A 26,138-nucleotide genomic window follows, 5' to 3' on the forward strand; every position below is an offset into this window, starting at 1 on the left:
GACACTACCGGTCGTGTGCGTCTGTTCAGTTCAGCGCAGACCCGAGGCCTCGATGGCGGGGGCGGCAGGTAACCAGCAGGACAAGGCCGGGTACACCCAGGACGACCCAGGCCGGTAGCGTAAGCAGGAAGCGTACGGGGGCCCACACCACCGGGCTGATGTTCTTCTCCACCAGCGCCTGAAAGCCGACGAGGCTGTTGGCATGAAGGCTGAACCATATCGACCCCAGCGAAAGCGGCTGATAGGCTTGCGATGCGAGCATGTGGAACACCTCGGCAATGGCCGAAGCGCCGGCCAGAACGAGGAGAACATAGGCGAGACCGTAGAGAAATTGCCGCATCCGGTACCATCCAGGTAGAATGTGTTGCACTGCAGATTGCCGGGATCAAGATAACAGATCGAAGATCAATCGCCACAGGTTGCATGGTGCACATGGCGCGGCTATGTTCCGACCGCCCGCCTTGTCGGGCATCCGTCACCAGCAGGCATACCTGCGTGCGTGTCCGGAGGGATGGCCGAGTGGTTTAAGGCGCACGCCTGGAAAGCGTGTTGGGGGCAACTCCTCACGGGTTCGAATCCCGTTCCCTCCGCCACTTCAGTCCTTGAGTGGGCACTGAGTTTACGCCACTTCCCGCCACCAGCGTCTGTAGCAGCCGGGACTTCGATCCCATGATACGAACCTCGCCCTCGGCGACCTCGACGCGCTGCGCGAGCGCCCGCAGGTGGTCGCGGCGATAGCCGCCACCTTCAAGCCGGATACGCTGGCGGGCCTTTGCGGCGAACTTCCTGAGCATTTGCGGCGTCACCGCCTGGCTCCCGGCGTGCTGGAGCATCGCCTGCGCACGCTCGGCATCGACGCGTGCCTGATCGCGGATGGCCTTGAGGCCGTCGATGCGGTCTTTCAGCGCCGGGTCGTCCAGATCGGCTACGCCCGCCTCGATGGCGTTGTAGAGCCGTTTGAGGCGCAATTCCGATTCCGTGGCGCGTTTGTTGAGTTCGGCGATATGCTCGCGGCGGCGCTCCGAGCGTTCCTCTCGCCGGTCGAGAACGGCGGTAAGGATGGTTTCCAGACGTTCGGGCTGAAGCAACTGCTTCTCAAGGTGATCGGCAACCAGATCGTCCAGCTTCTGCATCGGCACGGCCATGCCCTCGCAGGCGGTCGGTCCCTGCCGCGCCTTCATCGAGCAGGCATAATAGCGGTAGCGCCCACCCTTGCCGGTGCGGATGGTCATGGCCCCGCCGCACTTGGCGCAATGGATCAGGCCGGTCAGCATGGTCGGGCCGCTGATGACGCGGGCTGGCATGACCTTGGGGTTACGGGCCTTGAGCAGCTTTTGAACCGCGTCGAAGGTCTCACGGTCGATGATTGGAGGGACCGGCACGACAACGATCTCTGTTTTGGGTTTCAGTTCCTTGCTCTTGGAGCGCTTATTGAACTCATGCTCGCCCATATAGGTGCGGCGGGTGAGGATGCGGTGAACCTGACCGATGCCCCAACGTCCGCCGTCGCGGGTGAAGATGCGGCGACTGTTGAGATAGGAGACGATGTTCTTGACGCCCATCTGGCCGGTGGTGCCGTCGCCTTCCAGGGCAAGGCGATAGATCAGTCGCACCGTGTCGGCGTGGAGCGGGTCGATCTCCAACTTCTTCTTGACCTTCGCGCCGCGCTGCTCGGCGGCGACTGTGCGATAGCCGATAGGAGGAAGCGAGCCGTTCCAGAAGCCTTGTCGGGCATTCTCCTTCAAGGCCCGCATGACGTGCTTGGCGTTTTCCTTGGACTGGTATTCATCGAACAGCGCCATGATCTGCCGCATCATGACGTGCATGGGGTCATCCCCCATTTCCTGTGTGATCGAGACGAGCTTGACCCCGTTCTTGGCAAGCTTGCGAACATAGAACTCAAGCTCGAAGTGATCGCGGAAGAACCGGCTGAACGAATGGACCACGACCACATCGAAGGGCGCGGGTTTCGACGTGCCCGCCTCGATCATGCGCTGGAACTCGGGGCGGCGGTCATTGGTGGCCGATGCGCCGGGTTCGATGAAGGTCTCGACCAGTTGCAGGTTGCGCGCCTCGCAATAGGCTTCGCCCTGCCGCTTCTGGTCGGGAATGGAAACGTCATGCTCGGCCTGTCGCGCCGTCGAGACGCGCAGGTAAAGGGCGGCGCGTACCCCTATGGTTTTCTGGGGCACGGTCATGGCGATGTCTCCTTCTCAAATTGTGGCTCGGCCGCCACCATCGGGCCGCATGACTGCGATCAGGCCGCTTTCTCCAATGGACGCGCGCGCTCGACCCGTTCGCGCTCCTTGGGCGTGTTCATTACCTCCCAAAGATCGCTGCGCCGCTGCACGTTGAGCCAAAAGTCCGGGCTGTTGCCGAACACACGGGCGAGGATCAGCGCCGTCGCCGCCGTCACGTTCCTGCGATTGCCGCACAGCTCGTTGACGTGCTTGCGCTGGACGCCCATCGCTTCGGCGAGCGCGCCCTGTGTCAGCCCCATCGGCTGCATGAACTCTTCGGTCAGTATCTCGCCGACTGTCGCCGGCTTGCGCTTGGTGGTCAGCATCTTTGCCTCGCTTTCATCGGTAGCTGTGATCGTCCAGATAGATTCCGTCCGCCTCGCCGCGCTTGCCATCCCACCGGAAGATCAACCGCCATTGCTGGTTGACTCGGATGGAATGGAAACCTGCTAGGTTGCCGCGCAGCTTCTCGAAGTGATTGCTGGGCGGCACGCGCAAGTCCTGATCGGTCACGGCGTCGTCAATCATCTGGAGCTTGCGGAACAAGCGGGCTTCCAGGTCGGAAGGGATGTTGCGGGAGCGGATATCTTCCACAAAGAAGGCCCGCAGCCAGTCGTCCCGAAAGCCTACGATCACAGCGTCACTCCAGTAATGGGCATATGTACCACTCTATAACTCATATTGCAATAGGAAACAGGGTTCAGCCACCGGAGCCGAACAGCTCATCGAACAGGTCGCCGAACCACCGCTCGAACACCTCGATCTCGGCTTCTGTAACGGGAACAGGGTCGGGCCAGTCGTCGGTGACGGTCCATGTGGACAGATCATGTTTGGGCGGCCTGCCGGGAAAGGGCCACGGATAGCCCAGCAATTCCTCTAGCTGCTCCGACGCGGTAAGCGCCTTGTTGGCGTGCTGGGAATGGGATTCGTCGGTCGTCCCGTCATATCCGGGATCGGCGGGCGCACCGGCCTTAACGGGCTTCATCGGTATGGCCTTCCGGCCGCCATCCGACCGGATCGGCAACCCATCGGTTGATGTCGGATTCGCGCCAGCCCGCGCCGTTGGTGCTGATCCTGAGTTGGGGTGGGAAAGTGCCCTCGACGATCTTGCGGTAGATGGTGGACTTGGACAGCCCGGTGCGGGCGAGGACGGTGTTCATGCGGACAATACGGTCTGGCTCGCGCATAGCTTTTCTGCCTCCTGCTGGTTGTTCCTGACGGTCAATGGAACCAGACAGAACGGCGAATTACCGTTTCGCAAGAGCTATTTAGCGGGCGTCGTACTGTGGCGTAGAAGCGGCGGGAAATAGGATGGTCTTAGAGTCCGATCCCGCGACCCCGCCCCAGGTCGATGCCGTGGGTGAAGGCGAGTTCAGCGCCGAGTCGGCGGCCTGATTCGAACATGATGCCGAGTTGCTGCTTGCGGTTGGCGAGAATGGATTCCAGTTGCGGATCGCGTTGGAGGCTCTTCGCCATGTCGCCCATCGAAGAGCGGGTGGCGTTGTAGCCGGACATATCTCCCGCCTGGTACTGCTGTTGGCTGGCGCGATCGAGTTTCTGCCAGCGCTCCACGAAGCGGTCGGCGCGGCGCTGCGGATCGGTACGAATTTCCGTTTCAAGCTGGAGGGCGCGAACTGCGCGGTTGACACGGCCTGTCGCAGCCTCACGCACAAGTTCCGGGTCTTTGACATACGCGGCCTCGGCATCGCGCCAACCATGCGGCCGCACTTCCTCAAAGGCTTTGCGGGCATCAGTCAGTTCGCGCATTTGCTCGGGGCTGGCCTTAGCGCCGGTATCCTCGGTACTGAATATCCCGTCCACCGCGCGGGCATGACGCTTGAGCGCAGCGGTCCGCGCACGGCGCATCGCCAATTCCGGATCATCGGCGTCCTCCCTCACAGGCGATGCCGGTTCACGCTGCGGACCCTCCGCTTCCGCTCTTCTCCTTTCCGGCTGCCCTGGGACATCTGCGCCGGGCGCGCCGTCTGCGGGCAGGCGCAGGCCGTCGAACATGCCGCGCACCTTCTCCGGCACTTGCCTGGCGATCTCGACAACCCGCTCCATCCGCTCGCGGAAGGTGATGCCTCGCCGCTCGGCATAGTCCTGCGCCGGGTCGGTCTGCTCGTAGTCCGATGCCATGTCCTTGGCCCGGTCGCGGGACAGGGTGCGGACGAGCCGGTCCTGACTGGCGAAGTCGTCCTGGCCATAATGCAGGTCCATGCCGTCACGGTGCCGAGACAGGGCGACATAGCTGCCGTGACTATCCAGGCCCGGCGTCGCTAGCACATGGGTGCGGTCCACCGTCATGCCCTGTGCCTTGTGGATGGTCGCGGCATAACCGTGGTCGATGCGGTCGTAGTCCTTCAGGTCGAAGGCGACGGAGCGGCCATCGTCCGTGCGAACCGACATGGATTGGGAGCTGACTTCCTCAATTGTGCCCAGCGTGCCGTTCTTCACGCCAAGCCCGCGTTCGTTTTGCAGGAACATGATGCGATCCCCGGTGGCAAAGCTGCGAGTGCCGCGTTCGACTGCGACGCGCACGTCCTCGCCAAGATCGCCAGCCGCCCGCATCTTGTCGCGGGCTGCCTCGTTGAGTTCGCGCACCTCGGCATTGGTGTGCGTGAGGATGATGCGGCTGCTGTCCGGTACGCTCTGCCTGTCACGGTCCCATCTATCGATCAGATCATCGCGCGCCTGCTCTCTCGTTTGAGCCTCATGTACCATGTTGTGCGCGTCGTAGGCATGGATTGCATGGCCCGTCCTGCCAGTCGCCAGATCGCGAGTCGCGTCCCGCTGCCAGTCCTCGCGCTGGCGGCGAACCTCACGAATCTCGACACCGCCATGACGTTCGTGAAGCGAGCGGAAGGCTGCGCCCGCCTCGATGGATTGCAATTGCTGTGGATCACCGACCAGCACCACCTTTGCACCCGCGTCGGCGGCATGGGACAGCACACGTTCCAATTGGCGTGTGCCGACCATGCCCGCCTCATCGATCACCAGAACATCGCGGCTGGTGAGCATGTCGCGGCCCTGTTTCCAGCCATGTTCCATGCTGGCGATGGTGCGCGAGGCAATGCCCGATCCACCTTCCAGATTCTCGGCGGCGATGCCGGATAGCGCAACGCCGCGAACCTCAAAACCTGCCGCTTCCCAAGCCTCGCGCGCCACGCCCAGCATGGCGCTCTTTCCCGTCCCGGCATAACCCACGACTATGCCAAGGTCGCGCCCGTCTGTGACATGCGCCAGCGCATCGACCTGCTCGCCGGAGAGGACAAGACCGCGCTGTTCGGCGCGCGCAAGTGCGGCCGCTCTGTCCCGGTCGCTGACCTCGTGGCGTTCATTTTCGGCCATGAGTTCTGCCGCGCGATGAAGGCGCTGTTCCACCTCGATCATGTCGCGCGTGGTGAACCGATCCTCGCCGCGTCCGTCCTGCCCGAGTTCGACCAGATCGGGCGAGCCGCGCATCGCGCCCATGACTTCGTTGAACTGCTCGATGCCGTCACTGTGCCGATGCGCGAACATTGCCATATCGCGCCGCGTGAAGGTCGATTGTTGATGCGTGATCGCATCCAGTGCGACGGAAGGATCGGTGATGATCCGTGCGCCGTTGTTGCGCGCGATCTCGCGGTGCATGTCCGCGCGATCGGCGGCCTCAATCCCTTCGCGCTCGATGCGCTGCGCAGGTGCGCCGACCTGGCTCTGCGGCTCCAGCCCGATGCCCTGAGCCTCAAGGCTGCGATGGTCGATCCTCGCGTCAATGTCGAGTTCGGCCAGCCGCTCATTCACATGCTCGGCCCAGCGTTCCCGCCACCGCTCCACCATCTCCGTGCGGTTCCAGTCCCGCGCCTTTTTGCCGAATCCGTATTCATCGACTTCGCGCATGGTGAGCATGACATGGGCATGGGGTTTCGGCATCCCGTCCTCGCCAATATCCCAATGCACATTCAGGTCGGCGATCATACCCTGATCGACAAACTCGGCCTGCGTGAAGTCGCGTGCCAGTTCGATGCCCTGCGTCTGTGTCATCTCGCGCGGAATCGCAAATTCCACCTCACGGGCAAGCTGGGCGTCCTTCCTGACCTCGAAGGCTTCAACGTCATTCCAGAGCCGTTCGCGGTCGCTCCATTGCTCCGGTGCGTTCTCCGGCAACAGCACCTCGGAATGGACGACACCGCGCTTGTTGGAGAAGTCCTGCACGCGGTCGATGCGCTCGTCGCGCATGCGTGAAGCCGAGCGGTAGGCGGCGGATGCCACCGCGCTGCTCCCGGCCTTGCGGCCAATGACTTTGACGTGAAGATGATAGATCGCCATCGCGATCCAGAATTGGCACGAAGAAGCGTACGTCGGAACGACGTATAAGCGCGCCCTCCCTCGAAAAAATCTCGGGATGGACCGGCCCGTGCCAGACCGTCCCGGCAACAATACTGCGTTCAGCTGCCGGCGCAACTATCATCGATCCATCAACAGCTTATGGAGATGATGATGCGCAAGCCACGAGACTATGATGCGGAATTGAAGGCTCTGGAGGAGAAGACCAGGGAACTGAAAACCCGCAAAGTGCAGCAACTCGGCGAACTGGTCATTGCCACCGGGGCCGATGCGCTCACCGTCGAAGAACTGGCGGGCGCGCTGGTCGCGCTGATGGAAACAAAGGATGCCGGAAAGAGGGAGTCATGGGCCAAGCACGGCGCGGCATTCTTTCGCAGTAAGTCACGGCGATCTGCGAATGCGCCTGATCGGGACGCTGGCGGCGCTGCAACGCAATCGGGCGGCGCGCAATCGGCATCAGGCGGCGCGGGCGCGGCATGACATGCGCACCTGGCAGGTGGAGCGCCGCAAGAGGACGCGGCACCTGATCGAACTCGGCGGTCTCGTCGTGAAGGCGGGCATCGTGGACCTGACCGGCGACGACCGCGCGATGATCTATGGCGCGCTGCTCTGGATGGCCGACAAACTCGCCGGCGAGGACGGGGACCGGGCGCGAGAACTGTGGGCCGGAAGGGGGAAAGAGGCGTTCAACGCGGAACGAAACGAGCGGAAGGAAGCCGCTCCCGCTGCACCAACTGACGCGCCTCATGACGGGACATGACCGATGGCGGGCGGCGCGGAGACCCCACATATCGCAGCGCTGCCGCCATCACGCGGCAACGACGCGCAGGCGTAGGCTCTCCTGGCCACGTTGCCATTGCCGGAAAGAGCTATTTCGTCCAAAATGGCGCAATGGATCGCCAAGGGAATCGGCCATGAAAACCATGTCAGCGCGCGAAGCGAAGAACGGCTTCGGGCTGATGATCGACACCGCGCGTGCGGAGCCGGTGCTGATCGAAAAGCACGGGCGCGGCGTTGTAGTGGTCGTCTCGGTGGAAGAATATGAACGGCTTTCCGTGCAATCTGGACGCACGGATAAGGGGGAAACGGGGACCAAGGGGGCGTCGAAAGGTGGCCAATGAAGCGTTCGCGCGCGTCAAGATAGACCAGCTTCTGAAGGACGCCGATTGGTCGCTTTCGGGCGGCCGCAGCGTGCGTTTCGGGTCTCCATCTGAGGGTGGTGACGAGGCAGGCGGTGCGCCGCATAGCTGTCGAGGCGACGCATTCGCCACGCTGAAAGCCAGGCGAGCGAGTGTCAATCCGAGCGCAGGCGGGACGCGGAAAGCGCACTGCGCCAATGCCTGATTTTCGCATCTCCCCGATCTCGATCGTCAATCAGATCAAGAGCAATTTGCAAGATCGGTACGATTCCGGATATCCGATCCTCAAGGAATTGCTGCAAAACGCCGACGACGCGGGAGCCCAGAGATTCAGGCTCGACGTATTGCCTGGCTGGCCAAACGCGGTGAACCCGCTGCTGCGCGGGCCGGGTCTTCTGGTCGCAAATGATGGCGTCTTCCGCGAGCAGGACGAGAGTGGAATTACGTCGTTTGGCGAGAGCAGCAAAGCCGCTGACAGCGCCGCGATCGGCAAGTTTGGCTTCGGCCAGAAGGCCGTATTTCACCTCTGCGATGCGTTTATCGTCTACGCCCGAAGGGAAAACGGCGCCCCGTTTAGCACGGTCGTCAACCCGTTCCTGGAGGTGGATGTCGCGGGCAATATCAGTCGGCAGTGGGAGCCTCTCGACCCCGCCGATGTCGGATTCTTGGGCGGTGAGGTCGCCTCAAATTTACCTGATCGCCACCTCGTTCTTTGGCTCCCGCTGCGCCGGAGAGGTATCCAGCCAGCCCCAGGGGTTGGCTTTTCCAGCAACATGCCATCGGCAACAGAGACGATCAGGGAACTCATCCGACCTGACGATTTGCGCGCTGTCCTGACGACGCTGCGTCATCTGAAGTCGATTGAGATTCTGGAGAACGGTGAAACTCGCTGCGCGTTGGAACTCGATGTTGCGCAGGGTCGCTTCATCGGGCCGAACCGTTTGGGCGATGGTGTTCACACCTTTGGCGGGAAGATCGAAGTCGCGCCGGAGAGATCGGCAGCGTCATTTGTCGGGCGTGAAACGATGGCTCTTGACGGTCGTCTCGCGGAGCTGAGACGCACACCGCATTGGCCGCAAACGATCACCGTTCTCAGCCCACAACCCGTCCCGGAAAAGGGAGAGCCGCACGGGGCCGCAACGCTGTTGCGCATCCCCCACGGGGGAATCGCGCGCACCATGCCTGCGCGGCTTCGCATTTCCTGGGCCGTGTTCCTGCCAATCTCCGATGAATCCAGCATAGACATCCCGCTCGACGACGACGGTGCGCTCGGCCAATTCCGCCTCCTGCTGCACGGCTATTTCTTCCTCGACAGTGGCCGGCGCCAGATAGAAGGGCTAAATGCCTCCGTCGAAACGGACACGCCCGCCGATGCTGCGGCGTTGCGCCGCGGGTGGAATGCCGAACTTCGCGACTCCGTGGTTCTCCCACTCCTGCCGACTCTGCTGAGAGACGCGCTTGGCGAGGCGATGATCACATCATCGGAACTCACGCAGCTTGTGTCGGCACTCGCACGTCATGACTGGTTTCGGCGCAACCGCGAAGCGATTTGCCGGGAACATGCGTTGGTGCGTGTGCTCGAAGGGCCGGCCATCGTTTGGCGTGTCGTCCGGTCGGGGGACGCTCTCCGGCCGCTGCCGGCCTCGGTGGCGGATAACCCTCAACGGATTGAGGAATTGTTCGGAACCATCGGTGCATGGGCCGATTCAAGCGGTGTGCATCTCGTCGTCGATGGCCGCGCAGGGCTGAGCGCGCAGCCGATACGCTGGACCGGGGCAGACCTTGGCGCAGTATTCTCCGGGCTTTCGCCGCGTGCGTTTCAGTCACGCGATCTCTTGCGACTTCTCGTCGATTTCCTCGACATAGCGATGCTCGGCGATGCCGAGCATTCCGTGATCGGGCCGCACATGGTCACGGCTTTGCGCACGGCAATGTCGGAAACTCAGGCGCTTGCTCCGTCTGAACTCGTTAAATCGGCTCTTGCCCACGTTCCACATGGCGCGCTGTTCCCGCTTCCGCCATCCGTCGAAAACCGACAAGTCCTGCGCGCCCTGGCATCTGCCCCGGCGAATATCCTGCCAGTTCGCGGCGAATGGCTCGACGATGGCCGACGCCCTCCCCGACTATCCGACAAAGACCTCAAGACGTTGCTCGCCGCACTCGAACCGCTGATTGAAGGCGATCAGGCGGATCAAGCGGCTACCGCCGCGTTGGCGCTGCTCGCTCAGGCCGAGCGGAATATCTCCGAACTGGCGCGTGATCCAGATTTCGCATCCATTAAGGTTCTGCGGGTGCGGGATGTCCGTATCCGTGGCCCGATTGTGCTATCGCTCCAAGCGCTTGTTGAACGCTCCAGAGCCAGACTCTTGTTCTCAAGCTCGCCTCAGGCGAACACATGGCTGCCTTTACTCGTGGGGGCATTGCCAGACGTATCCCCGCTAATCGTGGATAGCGGTGCGATGTCCCTCCTTCGAGACGCGGCAAATCTCACCCTTCAGTCGGCGGGTAAGGAGGCCGCGTTCTCGCTCATCGACAAAGCCATGAGCTTTGGGCCGATAAGCGCCCGCCAACGGCTACTCGATGAGATTGGAATCGACAGCAAAGACGATCCAGCGGCGGCACGGCGCCTCTGCGTTGGTATTCGTGAAGCGGGATACTCAGCATCAAAGCTCTGGACCCTTGACCCGAACCAGAAACGAATAGAGCGTATTACCACGGCTCTTATCGCCGAGAGCCAGAACGAATTTCTTGTCCCAACCGGCATAGCTGATGGACTGTCCAGGACGCAACGAAACCATCTTCGCATAGAGGTGCTCGACGCGACCAATCTGGAAGAGTTGTTCGAGAAGAATATCGCCGCCATCGAGCAACTCAGCCCTGATGTTTCAGAGCGGGAAGCTGTCCTTGAGGCCGGCCTGCCCGATGATCTGCTGATCCGGCTGCCTATTCACGAAAGGCGGGACGGAACCGTTGGCGATGGAAAGGGTATCTTTCGTGAGACGAAAGAATGGCCTGTTCCTGAAGCGTTGCGGGCGGTCGTCTCCATCGTCCAGCCATGCCGAAGCCAGAAGGCGAGGGAACGGCAAGGGCAGCTTATTGGGGCATGGTCGCCATTAAGCCAGATTGAGGTTGCGCTCGGTTGCGATGATCCACACCGCTTTCGTGGTGATATACTGGATGCGCTCGCCAAGCTCGAATCTTCGCCCGATGAGCGCGTGCTTGATGCGCTTCGCGCCAAACCGTGGCTTCTGGCGGACGGGCAGCCTGTCGCGCCGCAGGATGTGCTCGCTCTTCCATCTGTGGTCGATGAAGCGGCGCGAGCGCTTCTTTTGAAGAATGGAGAAGCGCCGCCGTTCTTGCCCGCTGCAAATCTGGCCATCGATGTGCGCAAGCATCGTGGGTTCGATGATCTTGGAAAATGGGTTCTGCCGGACAGGCGCTCATCATTCGAAGCGCTGGCGCTGATGGTCGAGGATGCGGGCATCATCGGACGCCTCGGAGCGGCGGATGAGTTTCCGATAGACGATTTTGCGACATTGGCGAAAGACAGCGGCGATGTTGGGTTGCCGGGTTGGCCTCTGCTGGCGGCGGTTCTGGCCTCGGAGGCTGATGGCGGGGACGCGATGAAGGTTGTCGCTGCTTTCGCAGAGATTCTCCCCTCCAACGCAAATTTGGCAGGAACCCACCTCGACCGCATGGCGACGCTGGCGGCGGCAAACGGGCGGAAAGGCGAGACCGCCCGCAGGGCCTATCGCCACGGCTTCAACGTCGTCGCTCGTTGGCGAGAAGAAACTCGCTATCAGGTGTTCGGTGAAACGCTGGTTCCTACCGAGGCCGGAGATTGGCGCAGCGGCCGGGAGGTCGTCCAGGGCGGTGACGGGCTCGATCCGAATTATGTATTGGCGCGGGACTACGCATCCACGCTTGGAAAGCATGAGGCAGCACCCGCCGAGAGGCATGGCGCCGGACATGAAGTCCATGACTCATCTCCAACCGATCATCGCCGGGGGGAGATCAGGGATGTCGATCTGACTGCGTTGGAGCCCCAGTGGGCAGACCAGCATCGGTCGTTCCTCACCACATGGCGGGGGCGCGTACCGTCCGACCTGGTGATCGTCTATCTCGGCTTGATAGGCCGCAGCGAGCCCTTTCAGCGCCTTGCGAACGAATGGGCGATCGACGCGACGGCCGATGTCGATACCCTTTGGGCTGACCTCGACAATCATTTTCCCAGAGAAATCCTCTATCCGAACTCGTTGGCGGATGAGGTCGATCAACGCCGTTTCCTAATCGAGTTGGTCGCGGGCGAGCATGTGCAGGCCGTCGCTCTGTCGGGGGACGTCTTCGACGCGCCGTTGGGTGATCCTGACAAGGGAATCCTTATCGGGAATCTGCACAAGAGCCATGAGGGCATCCGGGCTGCCGATGGCAAAGTGCGGTCATTGATCACGCTGCCGGTCAGGCAAGTCGATCCGAGCGGATACGGTCAGAAAGAGGCCAGCGGTATCTTCCGGCGGTTTATCGAGACAGTCGCGGCGGACTGCCTGTGGCTTGGCCTGGAACGCCAGCGTGCGGCGTTGCGAGAGATGTTGGACAAGGCAGTTGAGGTTGATCAATCGACGATCGAGGAAACCGAACGCCTGCTTCGAGACCGGCTCCCCACGATTCTCGCTGAGCTAAAGCTCTCCACTGATTACCGAACACAGAAGGCGCTACGCGCATATCAGGCTGATGAGAGCCGCCTCCTTCACCTTTCCGCACCGGCGCGAAAGATGGAGGAGCTGAAATCGGAGCTATGGCAAAAGGTATCCGACAGCACGCTGGCGAGTGAGCTTCTGTCTGCGGTTCGCGCCAAGATCGGGGATTTCGGATACTCCGCCAGCCGGGTTCTATTCGAGCTGTTCCAGAACGCCGACGATGCCTATCGGCAGCATGGCGAATCTGCATCGGACGCCCATTTCTGTCTAGAACTGCTGCCGGGCGACCCAAGTGGGTTTCGTGTCGTCCACTGGGGCCGCCCGATCAATCACATGGGACATGACTCAGAGGAAGGGCGTCGCGTCGGTCACGACCGTGACCTGCTCAATATGCTGCTGATGAACTTCTCCGAGAAACGCCCCGGAGACGATCTCACCGGCAAGTTTGGCTTGGGCTTCAAGAGCGTCCATGTGCTGTCGGATGGTGTCGGCATCGCCAGCGGCTTCATCGCCTTGCGCACGGCCGGCGGCTTTTTGCCGATGCCTTGGCCGGAAGGCATCGACATAGCAGAGGGGCGAAAAGCCCCTGACGGCCGAAAGGCGACCGTTATCGAGGTTCCCTTTTCAGCGGAGACGGCTGAAAAAGGCGCCGAAGCGATGGCGGCGTTCAAATCTGCTGTGACTTGGCTGCCTGCTTTCGCGCGCACCATCCGCCGCGTCGAAATCGAGGACGACGTTCCCATGAGCATCGATTGCTCATCTTTGCCGCTCCTCGGCGAGAGCCAGGTCAGCGTCGTTTCCATGTCAGGCGGGCACCGCGAGCGAGCCCTGCGCTTCGATCTGTCGTCCGGGTTTGCCCTTTTGCTGCATATCGGCGCCGCTGGACCGGATAGATTTCCCGATGGCCTGAAGCGACTTTGGAATCTAGCCCCGCTTGAGGTGCCATTACGTTCGGGCTGGCTGCTCAACGGTCCTTTCGCGGTCGATCCGGGACGCACAGGGCTGGCCGGCTCGATTGGCGACCAAACGGAGAAGTTTCGAACGCTCGGGCGGGCATTAGGAGACCGCCTCCTGAAATTGCACGATCTCGCGGATGCAGACTGGCGCGGGTTCGCGGAGAGCCTGGACCTGGATGCCTCTGACGCTTCCAGAACAGCGGCCTGGAGCACCTTCTGGTCCCATCTGTTCGATGTTCTCGCGCCGGACTTCGACGATGATCTGGCCCGACACCTGCACACCGATGGTCATGGATACGGCCACCTCATAGGCCAGCGCGAAGTCGTGCCGACCCGTCTGCCGCCTCCATTCGCTTCGTTGGTGAAGGCGTCGGACGCGGCCCATTTTGTCGATGGCGCGTTGTCGGGCTCTACCTTGCTTGGCAAGGTGCGGGACTGGTCGGCTATGACGGAATTGCGTGATCGGGCCATTGCTTCCGAGGTTGCCGGACAACTGAAAAAGCTCGGATATGGGAGCATCCGTCCCATTCGCCTATCGGATGTGATGCATATCGAGATGGGGCCCGATAAGCGCGTTGACGTCGATCTCGCAACGCGGCTCGGTCAAGTTTTGACCTTGGAAAAAGTCGAGCGGGAGCCGCTAAATCAGGAACGCCAACAAATTTTGGCTGCAGCGGGACAAGCGCATTTCCGTGCTCAAGATGGTTCGTGGCGTTCCGTCCGAGACCTCAGTTCCGAAGATGCCGATAGCGACGATGAAAAGCTGCGCTGCGGTTTCGCACCGGAAAGCGCGCTCTTGGGGCATGGCTATCAAAACGCGGCGCTCGAATTCTTCAAAGCTGCCCGTGCGCAATCTGGCTATGGCCCACAAGTGTCACTTCTTCTGAAATGGGCGAAGAACGCCAACTGCACAGACCGTCACCGCGCCGTGCTTCGCTACGTAGTCGATGGCAGTCAAGGACGGGCACTGGCCGCCGAAATACGTGGCGATTTACCAAGTTGGATTCCTCGACCGATGGAAAGTCTTCTTACGGACGCCTTGCTCGAAGCGTGGGTGGAGGAAGACAAGAAACGACTCCTCCTTGAACTTGGTGGGCACAGCCTCTTCAGCATAGCCGAAATTTCGCTACCCTCGCCCACGCCGCCACCGCCTGAACCTGCAACGGTTCTCGCGGCGATCCATGCCTGGTGGCGCGCCGAGGGCTTCGGCCTCCGCGCCTCATACGCGGAGAGAACCTACCCAGGGCATTTCTCGCCGTCGCAGCTTCGTGGATCACAGGATCGTGCCGCATGGTTCACGATGTTCGCCTTGGCCTGCTTCCAGTCGTTCGGCCGTGTGCAGGATGGGCAGCACAGGAGCTTCATCGACACCGGCTTCAGGGAAGGCTGGTGGCAGGAACTGTCCGAGTCACGGCCTCCCGATCAGGTGCAGTCATGGCTTGAACGGCTCGAACGATGGAGTGCGCCCGAACATTTCGATCAGCAATATCTGACTTGGCGACGCACATTCGTCGATCTGTATTCCGTTGCTCGTTGGCTGGATGAGTATCGCGAGGTTACGGTCAAGCTACCGAGAATTATCGAGGAACATGGCGTCATTTCTCTCAATGGTGCCTTGCAACCGAGCTACTGGCCGCCTGCCATGCGCCTTTCCATCGATGCCGCCCCGATAAACCGTTCTCTCGGTATCGGCATGAACTGGATGATCCGCGAACTGCTGCGGCACGGCGCCTATGAGTCGCGCGATGAGAATTTGATGATTCCCTATGTTTGGGCTCCATCCCAGCGTGTCCGCATCCTGCTGAATGAATTAGGTGCCGACGTTGGTGAGCGGCCGGACAAGGAAGCAAGTCGGACGATCTGTGATTTCGTAGCGAAACATCTCGGAGACGGTCGTCGGTTTGATGGCGATTTCGATCTCCCGCTTCAATTGATTACGCGGCACAGGCACCGGGATGCTTTGGAAGCCTGCTTCGATGATGTTGGCGGTGCTCCACCTGACCTCCTTGAGGATGAGGATGACCAGGAGAACGACGGCGAAATGGGGAGTAGTGGCGAATGACGGAAGCACGACCATTGGCCGCCGGTGTTCCCGTTCACCATCCTCGTCATGGCAATGGGCGCATCGTGGTGGATATGGGAGCCACCGCCGTGGTTCGTTTCGGCGGGACTGTTGAGCAGGTTCTGGCAAGCGAGATTGCCGAGATACCGTCTCTCTACTCGGCTCTCCGCACAGGCGCGGACGCAGACCCCATCGACGCGGTGATCCGTGCTCAGGCGCTTGCTATTCGATCGGTCAATGACCAGTGGGGCGTATTTTCACGTTCGCGCGTGCAGTTGCTTCCGCACCAGCTATGGGTTTGCCGCAAAGTGACCCAGGAATGGCCCTTTCGCTGGCTTGTCGCCGACGATGTGGGGCTAGGTAAGACGATCGAATGCGGCCTTGTCCTCATGCCGTTGATCGCATCCGGGCGCGTGCGCCGGGTGCTGATCCTCGCGCCGGCAAAGCTCGTCCCGCAGTGGCAATTTCGCCTCAAGGATATGTTCGACATCCGACTCCAACGCTATGTCACGGAAGCGGATACAGCGCGCGGCGATTTCTGGGCGACCGCTTCGATGGTGGCTGCATCTTTCCATACGCTGAGAGATGACCGTCGCGGCGCACGGCAAAGGCTTCTCAACGCCGATCCCTGGGATTTGGTCATTGTCGATGAAGCTCACCACCTCAGCGTGGATGAACGCGCCGGCGAGACGCTGGCATATAGTCTCGTTTCCGACCTTCAGGAGCGGGGTAAGATCAACTCCCTGCTGTTTTTTACCGGAACCCCGCATCGTGGGAAGGACTACGGCTTCTTCGGCCTGATGCATCTCGTGCGGCCGGACCTCTTCGACCCGGAGCGTGACCCGCTTGAGCAGCTCTCTCAGCTTTCCAAGGTCATGATTCGAAACAACAAGGCGACTGTCACCGATCTCCAGGGGCAAAAACTCTTCAAGCCTGTTAACGTCTTCAGCCGGGAATACCAATATAGCGACGATGAAACGCAGTTCTATCGAACGTTAAGCGAGTTCGTCATCGACGGCCGGGCCTATGCCGCGACTCTTGACGGGCGTGCGCAGACAGCGCGGATGCTCGTGCTGATTACGCTACAGAAGTTGGCTGCCAGCTCGATCGCGGCAATCCGCAATGCGCTCCGTAAGCGGCGGGCAATGCTGGCAGACCTCGTTAATCGCTCAAATGAGACCGGCTCTGTCTCGCTTCCCGATGACGAACAAGCCACGTTTGATGATCTGTCTGAGGCGGAAGAGGCTCTCCCAGGTTCCGCGGCTGTCCTGTTGATGGAAGATGAAATACAACGCCTCGATGAGTTAATCGCTCTCGCCGACGCTATAACCCAAGAAACGAAGATCGAGCGCCTTCTTCAGATGATAGGCGAGGAGTTCGGCCCGGATGAGCCGATCCTGCTTTTCACGGAATACAAGGCGACCCAAGCGCTCATCGTCAACGCATTTCATCGTCGGTTTGGGTTTGGTTCGGCCACGTTTATCAACGGGGACGAACGGTTGGACGGTCTTGAGCAGTCGTCAGGTGCGGCAAAGATGGTAAGTCAGCCTCGCGAACACGCCGCAGATTCTTTCAACGCAGGCAAGGTGCGGTTTCTCGTATCCACGGAAGCCGGCGGCGAAGGCATCGACCTTCAAGAGCGCTGTGCTGTGCTGGTCCACGCGGATATGCCCTGGAACCCGATGCGGCTCCACCAAAGGGTGGGGCGTCTATCCCGCTATGGCCAGACGCGGCCCGTCTCAGTCTACATTTTGCGAAATCCCCAGACCGTCGAGGCGCGCATCTGGGATTTGCTCAACGCGAAGCTGGAGCGGATTCAGACAGCTCTCTCGTCAGTGATGGAGGAACAAGAGGATATTTCGCAGTTGGTCATAGGCATGGCCGGCAATTCGCTTTTCAACGAGCTGTTCTCCGGGAGTGAAGGGCTTTCTGGCGAACGATTGGGAGCATGGTTCGATCGCGCCACCGCCACCCTCGGCGGGCGTGACGTGGTTGAAACCGTGCGCGAGCTTCTGGGCTCTGTGTCGAGATTTGATTTTCAACAAGTCGGAAAAGACCTGCCGAAGGTTGACCTTCCCGACCTAGAGCGATTCTTCACTCAAACTGTCGGCAGGCATGGGCGCCGGATTTTCCGGCGGGATGATGGTTTGGAGATCAGGACCCCCGATGATTGGAAAGCACGCAGCTACGCGCTCCGGGACAAGTACGAGGGACTGGTTTTTGACCGCAGCCTCCGTGGTGCCAATGCAGCCTCTCGGGTTCTGGGGATAGGTCATCCTCTGTTCGACATTGCGCTCGACGATGCGCAGGACATTCCAGCGCGAGCTGTTTCCGTCGAGGGACTCGGCAACCCGGTGCTGATCCTAGCTGTTGAGGACGAAGTTACCGGGACCGGCTCGCTCGTCCATAGGCTGATTTTCGGCATGACGGAGAAGGACGGGAACATCGAAGTCTTGCGTGATTGGGAACTGTTGCAGGTGATGAACGCGCTCACGGTCAAAGGTCCTGCTGGCGCCGGGCCGGCGAATGAGGGTGCTGAGGCGGTAATTGAGCGTTTCAAGCAGGCATTTGACGCTAGCCTCGCCTCCCATGCACCCACTCTCCGGCGGCCGATTTCGTGGCCGGAAATGCTCTTCCTTCCGAGTGCGGCAGGGTAGCGTCTCATAGGGCTATAGCGTAAACGTAGTGATCATCACTATCGGTCGCGGCCCGCCAGCCGTAACCGGTGCAAAAGTCCGGGCGATCAGACCTTGGCGGCGGTGACGAGCTGGGCGAGTGGTGGGATTTCTGTCGTGTATGGTACGGCGAGTCGGTGGCCGAGGAGCTGGAAGAAGGAGACGTCGAGTTTCTGGCAGGTTTTCATGCAGCCGAGCAGGGTATCGCGTGCCTGACGGCCGGCATCGGACCAGGTGCCGCCGGAGATCTTGCGTTTGGTGACGTGGCAGCGGATGTCGTTTTCCGAGCCGTTGGTGTGCAGGGGGATTTCGGGTCGGTCGAGGACCAGGAGGAGTTCCGGTTTGCGGGCATGCAGGCGTGCGAGCAGGCGATCGAGGGTGGCGAAACCGGTCTTGCGCTTGAAGATGCGGTCGAAGCGGGCACGGAGCTGGGCAGCTCGCGACCTTTGCGGGGCTTGTTTGTAAGCCTTGAGATCGGCGTAGAACCACCAGACGAGCTGGCGGAGGAGATCGATGGCACGTCTTTGGCTTTCATTGAAGCCGACGAGCTTGTGGATCAGGCGCTCGGCATGAACCCAACAGAGTGCATGTTGGCCGACGCGGAACTGTCCGGCGCCATCGGAGACGATGACGGTATCGTTCAGCAGACCGTGGTGGTGGATGCTGCCCCACAGTGCGGCCTCGGTGGCGATTTTGACCGGGTCGGGGTGAACATCGAGTTGATCGATACCGAGTTCGCCCAGATGGGCCGAGAAGGCGCCGCGATCGGCGAATGTCCTGGTGTCATGCGCCTCCAGCCGGGCGATCACGGAGCCTGCCAGCGCATGTTTGCGCATGTAGCTGAAGGCGTCGTCATTGAGGACATAACCGCCATGACCGGCGCGCAGCAGTTCGAGAAAATTCACCCGGCTCTTGGAAAACGTCGTCGCGAAGTGGGTGAAGCGGTCATCGCCGATCTGGGTGGTGAAGCCGTTTTTGGCGCCATGCCGGGCGCCGGTGTCATCGACGGTGATCCATTTCGCGCTCTCGAGACCGGCGCGGAACAGCTCCGTGGCCTCGTCATGCAAATCGCCTGGATCATTGTTCAACAGCCGGATGACCTGGCACTTGGAAATGACGATGCCGATCTCGTTCAGCATCGCCGTCAAGCGTTCCGTCGTGACCTGGCCCTGGACGTGCTGCAGAATGATGAACCGCACCAGTTCAGGCCCGAAATGCCCGCACAAGCCCTGGGGCAACGGCGCTGTCACCGTTCGCCCGTCCGGCGTCATCCAGCGCTCCCGGCGATAGCGGATCACCCGGCTCTCCAGCCGCAGATCCTGCACGACAAAATCCTCATACCCCTTGAACCGCGAGCCGGGCGGCGCCTCAACCCCGAGCTTCTGCTCCTCGCTCACCACAGGAACCCGCCGGCTGGCCTTCGACGAACCACCCCGCTTGCCCTTGCCGCCTCGCTTGCCTGTGGCCGTCGATGTTCCGGCCTTCGCTGCCATCCCCGACGGTTTGATCTTCGGCCGCCCTTTCAGCCCCTTGAGCCGGGCAATCTCATCCCGCAATGCTGCATTCTCCGCCTCCAGCAAAGCGACGCGCTCCAGCAGCGCCGCAACCAAATCGCGGAGATCATCAAGGCCGAGTGTGGCGAGGTTGGTGGCATTGGGCTTGGACATAACAAACTTGAATCACGTCCCATCGCTCTTGGGAATCGAGAACATATTCTTATTCCATGCGCGCAGATCAAGCCTCAAAAATCCAGTCCGCCCGGACTTTTGCACCGGTTACCGCCAGCCTTGTCAAGTCACTGAAAAACCTGGGTTTCTCTGCGGTCTCCCAAAGGCCGATGTGTACCATTATGGCACACGTTTTTCACAAGAAACCCGCCGTGCCCCACAACCAGTACATCCGCCAGCGAAGACAGGGCTGGTATGTCCGCGTCGCTGTTCCGCCGACCCTGCGGCCCGTCATCGGTAAAGCCCATGTGATCAGGTCGTTGAAGACACGGGACGTGGAGACGGCGCGGATGCGGCGCTGGGGCGTTCTGGTTCAGGTGAACGAGTGGTTTTCCGAGGCGAGGAGCGGCGGATCCAAGCCGCTTCGCTCTGACCTTCCTCGGCACGCCTCCTGCACGGAAAGACCACCCGCGACAGTGAGGCGAGATCAAGAACGTTCGCTTGTGGCAACACGGCCAGTCGCGCAAACATCCGCCCCAACGACCGCCGTCAGTTCATGGCATACAAGATGCCGTCGGTGGTGGCATCCACCGCATCAGTTCGTTGTAAGCCCCGATGCCAGGGGATAAGACTGGCGTATGAGAGATGCAGACGAACAGGAATTGATGAGCCGGGCGGCGTGGTTGTATCACGTCGGTGGGTTGAATCAGGAAGAGACAGCGAACCGGTTGGGATTGAACCGGGCGCGGGTGAACAAGCTGTTACAGCTGGCAAAGGATGCGGGCATCGTCTCGATCTCGATCAACACGCGCAACAACGGCATGCTTGAGGTCGAGGAGAATCTGCGCCGGTATTACGGACTCAAGCGGGTCATATGTTCGTCTGCGCTGGGGCTGACGAAGGGCGCGCTCCTGCCCGGGGATCTGATCGACTATCCGCGCAGGGCCGTGGGCTCGCTCGCGGCGACATTGCTGCGCGAGTATCTGGTCCGGAACCCCAACTCGACCATCGGCACCGGCTGGGGGCGCACGCTCGACCAGATAACAAGGAACATGGCCGGCATGTCTGCACCGGGCGCGCGCTTTGTCAGTCTCATGGGCTCGCTCACGGCCAGCAGCGCCTTCAACCCGTTCGAGGTCGTGCAGGCATTGGCAAAGGCGACGGGCAGCGACGGTTATTTCCTTCCGGTACCTTTCATCGCCAACTCTCCGGAAGATCGTGAAATCCTGCTTTCACAGACAACCGTTCAATCGGTTCTGGGAATGGCCCGGTGCCCGGATCTGGCAATCATTTCGGTTGGGGAGCTGACCGAACAGTCCTTGTTGCGACAATCCGGCATGATCTCCGCCCGCGAACTGGAGGAGCTTCACAAGGCAGGCGCCATCGGTGACACCAATGGCATCTTCTTCGGCGCCGATGGGAAGCCGGTCCGGCACGAGCTGAACCGCCGCACGTTGGCGGTCGGGTTCACGACACTCGGCGCCGCGCATACGGTTCTTCTGGCGGCCGGTCTGGAAAAGGCCGAGGCGACGCGTGCACTGCTTTCAAGCGGCATCATCAGCACGCTCATCATTGATGGCGACACCGCCAGGGCCATCCATTCGGCCTTGTAGGCCCGGCCCGGCGCGACCTTGCCCTATCGACCGGGCAAGGTCGCGAGCATGAAATTACAAATGTCACGGTGATTGACAAAAGTAATATTACCATCCAGTCTTGTGTGATGGAGGCGATCCAGTGGATCGTGCCGCAACGAGATCAGGGAGGATGCAATGAACAGATTGACTGCAAAGACGGCCGTTTGCGTGGTGACAGCAGTGTTGGCGACAGGTGCCGGAGGCGCGGCCTTCGCACAGGACCAGCTGGATATTGCGTGGGTTCATTCCAATGCCGCGGCCCAATCCGAGCAGCGCGTGAAGGCGGGATTCGAGGAATGGCTGGGCGAAAAGGGCTATAGCTGGAACGTCAGCTTCCTGGACAGTCAGGGATCGGGCGAGGCGACAGCCACGAACCTGCAGGATGCAGCTTCGCGCGGGGTTGATGCCATCATCATCACCATGTCCGATCTACGTGCTTCCAAGGCCGCGATCGATGTCGCGATCGACGCCGGCATCCCGGTTTTTTCCGTCGACAGCGGCTATGTCGATGGCATTCAGGTCGATATCACGACGAACAACTGGGCCATGTCGGCCGATGTTTCGCCCTATCTCCTGGATCAGATGGGCGGGCAGGGGAACCTGATCTTCCTGCGCATGGCCGAACATCACGGCACCCGCAAGCGCGGCGATGTGATGGCGGTCGTCCTGCAGGAATATGGTGATGTGGAGGTGCTGGCCGAGCACAATATCGACTATACGGCCTTTTTCGAGGACACGACCTCGACCATGCAGGATTTCGTGGCGCGCTTCGGCGAGGACATCGATGCCGTTTGGGCGCCTTGGGACGAACCCGCGCAGGCGGCGATCAACGTGATGCAGGCTGCCGGGCTGAGCGACGTGAAGGTGATCGGCATAGACGGCCACCCGCAAGCCGTAGCCGAGGTCTGCAAGCCGGACAGCATGATGATAGCGACCGTCAGCCAGCCTTTCGAGGGCATGGGCGCGAAGATCGGTGACTGGATCGAGCAGATCGTCGGTGAGGGCAGGCCCCGCGACGAGGTCATTCCGAGCAACATCGTCTATATGGATGCGCCGCTCGTAACCAAGCAGAACTGCAAGGATTTCATGTAACGCGGGGTACAGCGCTGGCGGGCCGCCTTCCTTGTGTGGCCCGATCCTGTCGGTCGTTGTGAAATTCACAAATAACAGGGGATCACGCATGTCCGTGCATCTCTGCGAAATTCTTATGGAGTTTCCGGGGACCCGTGCGCTTGATGGGGTCGATGTGGCCTTCGGTTTCGACGAGGTTCACGGACTGGTCGGCGAAAACGGCGCCGGCAAGAGCACCTTCGTCAATATTCTCGGCGGATCCCTGCAACCGACCAGGGGCCGGATCGAAATGGATGGCCGGCCAGTCACCTTCTCTTCGCCACGCGAGGCGTTGCAGCACGGCATCGCCCATGTCAGCCAGGAGGGCAGCCTCGTACCGTCGCTGACCGGGGTCGAGAACATCATGCTCGGTGCCGAGCCCAAGGGGCCGTTCGGGGTCATTCGCAGGGATCGATTGCGGCAGGACGCGCGCGACCTGCTCACTGCATGGTTTCCCGGCGTTGCCATTGATCTCGACCGCCCGGTGATCGACCTGCCCATGGCCGAACGCAAGGTGGTCGAGATCGTCCGCGCGCTGCGTGGCGATATTCGTCTGCTGATCCTCGATGAGCCCACGGCCACACTGGAAGCGCCCGAAAAGAAACAGCTTTGGGACATCATTCGGACGCTGCCTTCGAAGAAGGTCGGAGTTGTTCTGATCTCGCACTTCCTGACCGAGGTCGTCGCCCTCTCCGACCGCGTCACCGTGTTGCGCGACGGCAGACATGTAGGCACGCTGGATCGCGGTGTCGCGACCGAGGCTGGACTCACCGACCTGATGCTGCGCCGCGAAGACGGCGGGGCCGGGCGCTCGGCTGCCGAGAGTGCCGCCGAACAGCCGCGCGCGATCGGTGAGGTTGTGCTCTCGGTTTCCAACTGGACGGCCGGCACGATCGAGGTGGACACGTTCGAATTGTGCGCTGGCGAGATCGTCGGGTTGATCGGCCTGACCGGCGCCGGCCATTTCGGCTTTGCGCGCACGCTCTATACGCGGCAAGGCGTCCAGTCGGGCAGGATCGCGATTGCCGGCAGTGAAATCACCAGACCGGGTGTTCGGACGATGCAGCGCGCAGGTGTGGCGCTGGTGCCGGATCACCGGATGGAAAACGCATTGTCCAGCGAGGGCACGGTGGTCGAGAACTTGACCATGGTGCACCCGGAATTTGCCGCCACGAGTGGCATTCTCAACCGCCGCCAGGAACGCGACGAGGCAGACCGGGTGATCCGGCTGCTGAATGTCAAGACACCGAACCAGCGCCAGTTGATCCGCAATCTGTCGGGCGGCAACAAGCAGAAGGTCTCGATTGGCAAATGGCTCTATGGAGCTGGTGATGCCTACAAGGTGCTGATTTTCATCGAGCCCACCGAGGGTGTCGATATCGGCGCCAAGATGGAAATCTATGCCCATATGCGCCGGCTGGCGAATGCCGGCGCGGCGGTCCTGATCGCCTCCTCCGATCTCGGCGAGATCGGACAGGTCTGCGACCGTGCGATCCCCTTTGTCCATGGCGTTCCCGGCGCTGACATTCCATCCGTCGAATTTTCCGAAGGCCGGTTCATCCAGGCCATCTCCGGAGAGGCTGCATGACTTCCGAAAACGCATCCCCGCCTGCCGCGGCCAGACCTGTCCGTTCCGATCTTCTCCAGCGCTACTCGACGCTGGGTGTGCTGATCTTGATGTTCGTCGCCTTTTCACTGTTCGTTGACCGGTTTCTTACGCCCTTCAACCTGATGAACATCCTGCAGCAGATCGCCATCCTGACCATCGTCGGGTCGGGTCTGACCTTCGGCTTCGCTGCAAAGGAGATCGACCTGTCCGTCGGTTACACGGTCGGGCTTGCGGGAATCCTCGTGCCGTTCCTTTTGACCATCGGCGCACCGCTGGTGCTGGCGCTGGCGGCAGGACTTGCCGCCGGGATCGTGGTCGGCCTGATCAATGGCGTGCTGGTCACGAGGGTCGGCATTCCGTCGCTGATCGCCACCCTTGCCATGGGGTCGATCCTGTTCGGCGTGAATTTTCTGCTGACCGGAGGACGCGCGATCTATGGCGGCCTGCCGGATGCCTATCTGGCGCTTGGCCAGGGTCGGCTGTTCGGCATTCCCAACCTCGCCTATCTGATGATCGCCGCCGTTGCCATCGCCTGGTTCGTGATGGAGCACACGGTATTCGGCCGCTACGTCTACGCCGTCGGCGGTAACCAGAAGGCAGCCGAGCTGTCTGGCGTTCGCATCACCTTCTACCGCATGGCGGCGCTGGTGCTGGTGTCGGTGTTCGCGGTGGTTGCCGGGACGTTGCTGGCCTCCCGCCTCGGGTCGGGCCAGCCCAATGTCGGCGAACGCTACCTCCTGGATGGCCTGGCCACGGTGTTCATCGGCATGACCATGTTCCGTCCCGGCACGGCGACGGTGCTCGGTACATTCTGTGGTGCGCTGTTCATCGGCGTGATCAACAACGGCCTGAACCTGATCGGAATGGACACCTACATCCAGAACATCGTGAAGGGCGTCATCATCCTGATCGCGGTGGCGATCGTCTCACGCACCACCAAGCTCAACCTTCTCTGAGGACGCCATCATGACTGCACCGCCCAACGCAGCGGCGCCGGGTTCGAACACGGACCTTGTGGAACTCTATCGCGGGATGCGCCGGGTCCGCACCTTCGAGGAACGCGTCGGAGAACTGTTCGTGCGCGGCCAGTCCGCCGGTTCGATGCTGCATCTGTCCATTGGCGAGGAAAGCGCCGCCGTCGGCTTCGTCTCGCTCATGCGCGATGGCGATACCTTCACCACGCATCATCGCGGACATGGCATCTTTCTGGCGCGCGGCGCGGACCCAAAGAGGATGATGGCCGAGATCGGCGGCAAGGAGGCGGGCTACTGCCGGGGCAAGGGCGGTTCAATGCATATCGCCGACATGGGCCTCGGGCATCTGGGTGCCAACGCCATCGTCGGCGGCGGCATCCCGGCGGTCGTCGGCGCCGGACTCGCCTCCAGGCGCGATGGCAGGGGTGCCATCTCGGCCGCCTTCTTCGGCGACGGCGCGATGCAGCAGGGCATTCTCTACGAGAGCATGAACATGGCGGCCTTGTGGAACCTGCCGGTGATCTTCGTCTGTATCAACAACCAGTACGGCATGGGCACGCGGATCGAGCAGGCGACCAAGGGGCGCGCGCTGCATGAGCGTGCTCTCGCCTTTGGATTGAATGCGGAAACCGTCGACGGGCTGGATGTGCGCGATGTGCGCGAAGCCGCGTCGCGCCTGATCGACGCGGCGCGGGATGGCAGGCCGGGCTTTCTGGCCATCGAGTGCTACCGCTTCTTCGGCCATGCGCGCATGGACAAGAGCCCCTATCGCTCGGAACAGGATGAACGGGAGGGGCGCGCCCGCGACCCGGTGCTGTTCGCCCGTCAGGCACTCCTCGACAGCGGACAGGCGGACGAGGCGACGCTGGATGCGATGGATGTGGGGATCGCCGTGGAAATGGATGCGACGATCGACTTCACCGCCGCCGCCGCGGAGCCACCTCTCGACTCCATGTTCCGCGATGTCTACGCACCCGGCGAGCCCGAACCCGAGGCTGTCGCCACTCGCATCGACCGCATTCTGGCAAGAGGGTAGGACGTTGGCC

At 61.4% G+C, this 26,138-nt stretch carries 18 protein-coding genes and 1 tRNA gene; 11 read left to right on the plus strand and 8 right to left on the minus strand.

What is annotated here, in order from left to right:
* Window positions 1-25: 25 nt before the first annotated feature.
* Complete coding sequence (locus tag H6851_05915; protein MCB9943144.1) at window positions 26-340, minus strand: hypothetical protein; 315 nt, start codon at window positions 338-340, stop codon at window positions 26-28.
* Between the two features lie 165 nt (window positions 341-505).
* Here H6851_05915 and H6851_05920 point away from each other — a divergent pair.
* Window positions 506-593 (plus strand) — tRNA-Ser (locus H6851_05920).
* On the opposite strand, the gene H6851_05925 is transcribed toward H6851_05920, so the two are convergent.
* From H6851_05925 to traA, 6 genes are all read right to left on the minus strand, one after another.
* Window positions 564-2,198: a recombinase family protein gene (locus H6851_05925; protein ID MCB9943145.1), complete on the minus strand. Its 1,635-nt coding sequence runs from the start codon at window positions 2,196-2,198 to the stop codon at window positions 564-566. The two genes, H6851_05920 and H6851_05925, sit on opposite strands and share 30 nt — an antisense overlap.
* Before the next feature lie 59 nt (window positions 2,199-2,257).
* Window positions 2,258-2,566 carry a HigA family addiction module antidote protein gene (locus H6851_05930; GenBank protein ID MCB9943146.1) on the minus strand — a complete coding sequence of 103 codons (309 nt, stop codon included), beginning with the start codon at window positions 2,564-2,566 and terminating at the stop codon, window positions 2,258-2,260.
* Window positions 2,567-2,579: 13 nt separating this feature from the next.
* Complete coding sequence (locus tag H6851_05935) at window positions 2,580-2,876, minus strand: type II toxin-antitoxin system RelE/ParE family toxin (protein ID MCB9943147.1); 297 nt, start codon at window positions 2,874-2,876, stop codon at window positions 2,580-2,582.
* A gap of 64 nt (window positions 2,877-2,940) precedes the next feature.
* Window positions 2,941-3,225 (minus strand): hypothetical protein, encoded by a 285-nt coding sequence (locus H6851_05940; GenBank protein ID MCB9943148.1) that lies wholly within the window; start codon window positions 3,223-3,225, stop codon window positions 2,941-2,943.
* The gene (locus H6851_05945) at window positions 3,212-3,427 is read right to left on the minus strand and encodes an AlpA family phage regulatory protein (protein ID MCB9943149.1); all 216 of its coding nucleotides are present in this window, start codon (window positions 3,425-3,427) and stop codon (window positions 3,212-3,214) included. Before H6851_05945 ends, H6851_05940 begins: the two co-directional genes overlap by 14 nt.
* A gap of 130 nt (window positions 3,428-3,557) precedes the next feature.
* Entirely contained in the window at window positions 3,558-6,551 is a 2,994-nt protein-coding gene (gene traA / locus H6851_05950; protein MCB9943150.1) for a Ti-type conjugative transfer relaxase TraA, read from the minus strand.
* A 171-nt stretch (window positions 6,552-6,722) separates the two neighbouring features.
* Here traA and H6851_05955 point away from each other — a divergent pair, with 171 nt between their 5' ends.
* From H6851_05955 to H6851_05975, 5 genes are all read left to right on the plus strand, one after another.
* Entirely contained in the window at window positions 6,723-7,049 is a 327-nt protein-coding gene (locus H6851_05955) for a conjugal transfer protein TraD (protein MCB9943151.1), read from the plus strand.
* A gap of 1 nt (window position 7,050) precedes the next feature.
* Window positions 7,051-7,329 carry a conjugal transfer protein TraD gene (locus H6851_05960; GenBank protein MCB9943152.1) on the plus strand — a complete coding sequence of 93 codons (279 nt, stop codon included), beginning with the start codon at window positions 7,051-7,053 and terminating at the stop codon, window positions 7,327-7,329.
* Between the two features lie 154 nt (window positions 7,330-7,483).
* Complete coding sequence (locus H6851_05965) at window positions 7,484-7,690, plus strand: type II toxin-antitoxin system Phd/YefM family antitoxin (GenBank protein MCB9943153.1); 207 nt, start codon at window positions 7,484-7,486, stop codon at window positions 7,688-7,690.
* A 215-nt stretch (window positions 7,691-7,905) separates the two neighbouring features.
* A complete protein-coding gene (locus tag H6851_05970; protein ID MCB9943154.1) occupies window positions 7,906-15,423 on the plus strand; it encodes a hypothetical protein in 7,518 nt (2,505 codons plus the stop codon).
* Window positions 15,424-15,812: 389 nt separating this feature from the next.
* Entirely contained in the window at window positions 15,813-18,080 is a 2,268-nt protein-coding gene (locus tag H6851_05975; GenBank protein MCB9943155.1) for a helicase SNF2, read from the plus strand.
* Between the two features lie 86 nt (window positions 18,081-18,166).
* Here the strand turns inward: H6851_05975 and H6851_05980 are convergent, their stop codons facing one another.
* Window positions 18,167-19,765, minus strand: a complete 1,599-nt coding sequence (locus H6851_05980) for a transposase (GenBank protein ID MCB9943156.1) — start codon at window positions 19,763-19,765, stop codon at window positions 18,167-18,169.
* Window positions 19,766-20,403: 638 nt separating this feature from the next.
* On the opposite strand from H6851_05980, the gene H6851_05985 reads away from it, so the two are divergent.
* The 5 genes from H6851_05985 to H6851_06005 all read left to right on the plus strand — a co-directional run bounded on the left by H6851_05985 (window position 20,404) and on the right by H6851_06005 (window position 26,128).
* Window positions 20,404-21,378 (plus strand): sugar-binding transcriptional regulator, encoded by a 975-nt coding sequence (locus H6851_05985; protein ID MCB9943157.1) that lies wholly within the window; start codon window positions 20,404-20,406, stop codon window positions 21,376-21,378.
* A gap of 156 nt (window positions 21,379-21,534) precedes the next feature.
* The gene (locus H6851_05990; protein ID MCB9943158.1) at window positions 21,535-22,491 is read left to right on the plus strand and encodes a sugar ABC transporter substrate-binding protein; all 957 of its coding nucleotides are present in this window, start codon (window positions 21,535-21,537) and stop codon (window positions 22,489-22,491) included.
* Between the two features lie 88 nt (window positions 22,492-22,579).
* Complete coding sequence (locus H6851_05995) at window positions 22,580-24,097, plus strand: sugar ABC transporter ATP-binding protein (protein ID MCB9943159.1); 1,518 nt, start codon at window positions 22,580-22,582, stop codon at window positions 24,095-24,097.
* Window positions 24,094-25,074: an ABC transporter permease gene (locus tag H6851_06000; GenBank protein ID MCB9943160.1), complete on the plus strand. Its 981-nt coding sequence runs from the start codon at window positions 24,094-24,096 to the stop codon at window positions 25,072-25,074. Before H6851_05995 ends, H6851_06000 begins: the two co-directional genes overlap by 4 nt.
* Window positions 25,075-25,150: 76 nt before the next feature.
* Complete coding sequence (locus H6851_06005; protein MCB9943161.1) at window positions 25,151-26,128, plus strand: thiamine pyrophosphate-dependent dehydrogenase E1 component subunit alpha; 978 nt, start codon at window positions 25,151-25,153, stop codon at window positions 26,126-26,128.
* The last annotated feature ends 10 nt before the right edge of the window (window positions 26,129-26,138 follow it).

This window comes from Geminicoccaceae bacterium (assembly GCA_020638465.1).
Classification (GTDB): Bacteria; Pseudomonadota; Alphaproteobacteria; order Geminicoccales; family Geminicoccaceae; genus JAGREO01.

Excerpts from the sequence above, each read along its gene's own strand:
- H6851_05985 (MCB9943157.1), top strand. The coding sequence starts at position 20,404 with ATGAGAGATGCAGACGAACAGGAATTGATGAGCCGGGCGGCGTGGTTG.
- H6851_05930 (MCB9943146.1), bottom strand. The coding sequence starts at position 2,566 with ATGCTGACCACCAAGCGCAAGCCGGCGACAGTCGGCGAGATACTGACC.
- H6851_06000 (MCB9943160.1), top strand. The coding sequence starts at position 24,094 with ATGACTTCCGAAAACGCATCCCCGCCTGCCGCGGCCAGACCTGTCCGT.
- H6851_05975 (MCB9943155.1), top strand. The coding sequence starts at position 15,813 with ATGCCGTTGATCGCATCCGGGCGCGTGCGCCGGGTGCTGATCCTCGCG.
- H6851_05945 (MCB9943149.1), bottom strand. The coding sequence starts at position 3,427 with ATGCGCGAGCCAGACCGTATTGTCCGCATGAACACCGTCCTCGCCCGC.
- H6851_05990 (MCB9943158.1), top strand. The coding sequence starts at position 21,535 with ATGAACAGATTGACTGCAAAGACGGCCGTTTGCGTGGTGACAGCAGTG.
- traA (MCB9943150.1), bottom strand. The coding sequence starts at position 6,551 with ATGGCGATCTATCATCTTCACGTCAAAGTCATTGGCCGCAAGGCCGGG.
- H6851_05915 (MCB9943144.1), bottom strand. The coding sequence starts at position 340 with ATGCGGCAATTTCTCTACGGTCTCGCCTATGTTCTCCTCGTTCTGGCC.
- H6851_05965 (MCB9943153.1), top strand. The coding sequence starts at position 7,484 with ATGAAAACCATGTCAGCGCGCGAAGCGAAGAACGGCTTCGGGCTGATG.
- H6851_06005 (MCB9943161.1), top strand. The coding sequence starts at position 25,151 with ATGCGCCGGGTCCGCACCTTCGAGGAACGCGTCGGAGAACTGTTCGTG.
- H6851_05995 (MCB9943159.1), top strand. The coding sequence starts at position 22,580 with ATGTCCGTGCATCTCTGCGAAATTCTTATGGAGTTTCCGGGGACCCGT.
- H6851_05955 (MCB9943151.1), top strand. The coding sequence starts at position 6,723 with ATGCGCAAGCCACGAGACTATGATGCGGAATTGAAGGCTCTGGAGGAG.
- H6851_05970 (MCB9943154.1), top strand. The coding sequence starts at position 7,906 with ATGCCTGATTTTCGCATCTCCCCGATCTCGATCGTCAATCAGATCAAG.
- H6851_05940 (MCB9943148.1), bottom strand. The coding sequence starts at position 3,225 with ATGAAGCCCGTTAAGGCCGGTGCGCCCGCCGATCCCGGATATGACGGG.
- H6851_05960 (MCB9943152.1), top strand. The coding sequence starts at position 7,051 with ATGCGCACCTGGCAGGTGGAGCGCCGCAAGAGGACGCGGCACCTGATC.
- H6851_05925 (MCB9943145.1), bottom strand. The coding sequence starts at position 2,198 with ATGACCGTGCCCCAGAAAACCATAGGGGTACGCGCCGCCCTTTACCTG.
- H6851_05980 (MCB9943156.1), bottom strand. The coding sequence starts at position 19,765 with ATGTCCAAGCCCAATGCCACCAACCTCGCCACACTCGGCCTTGATGAT.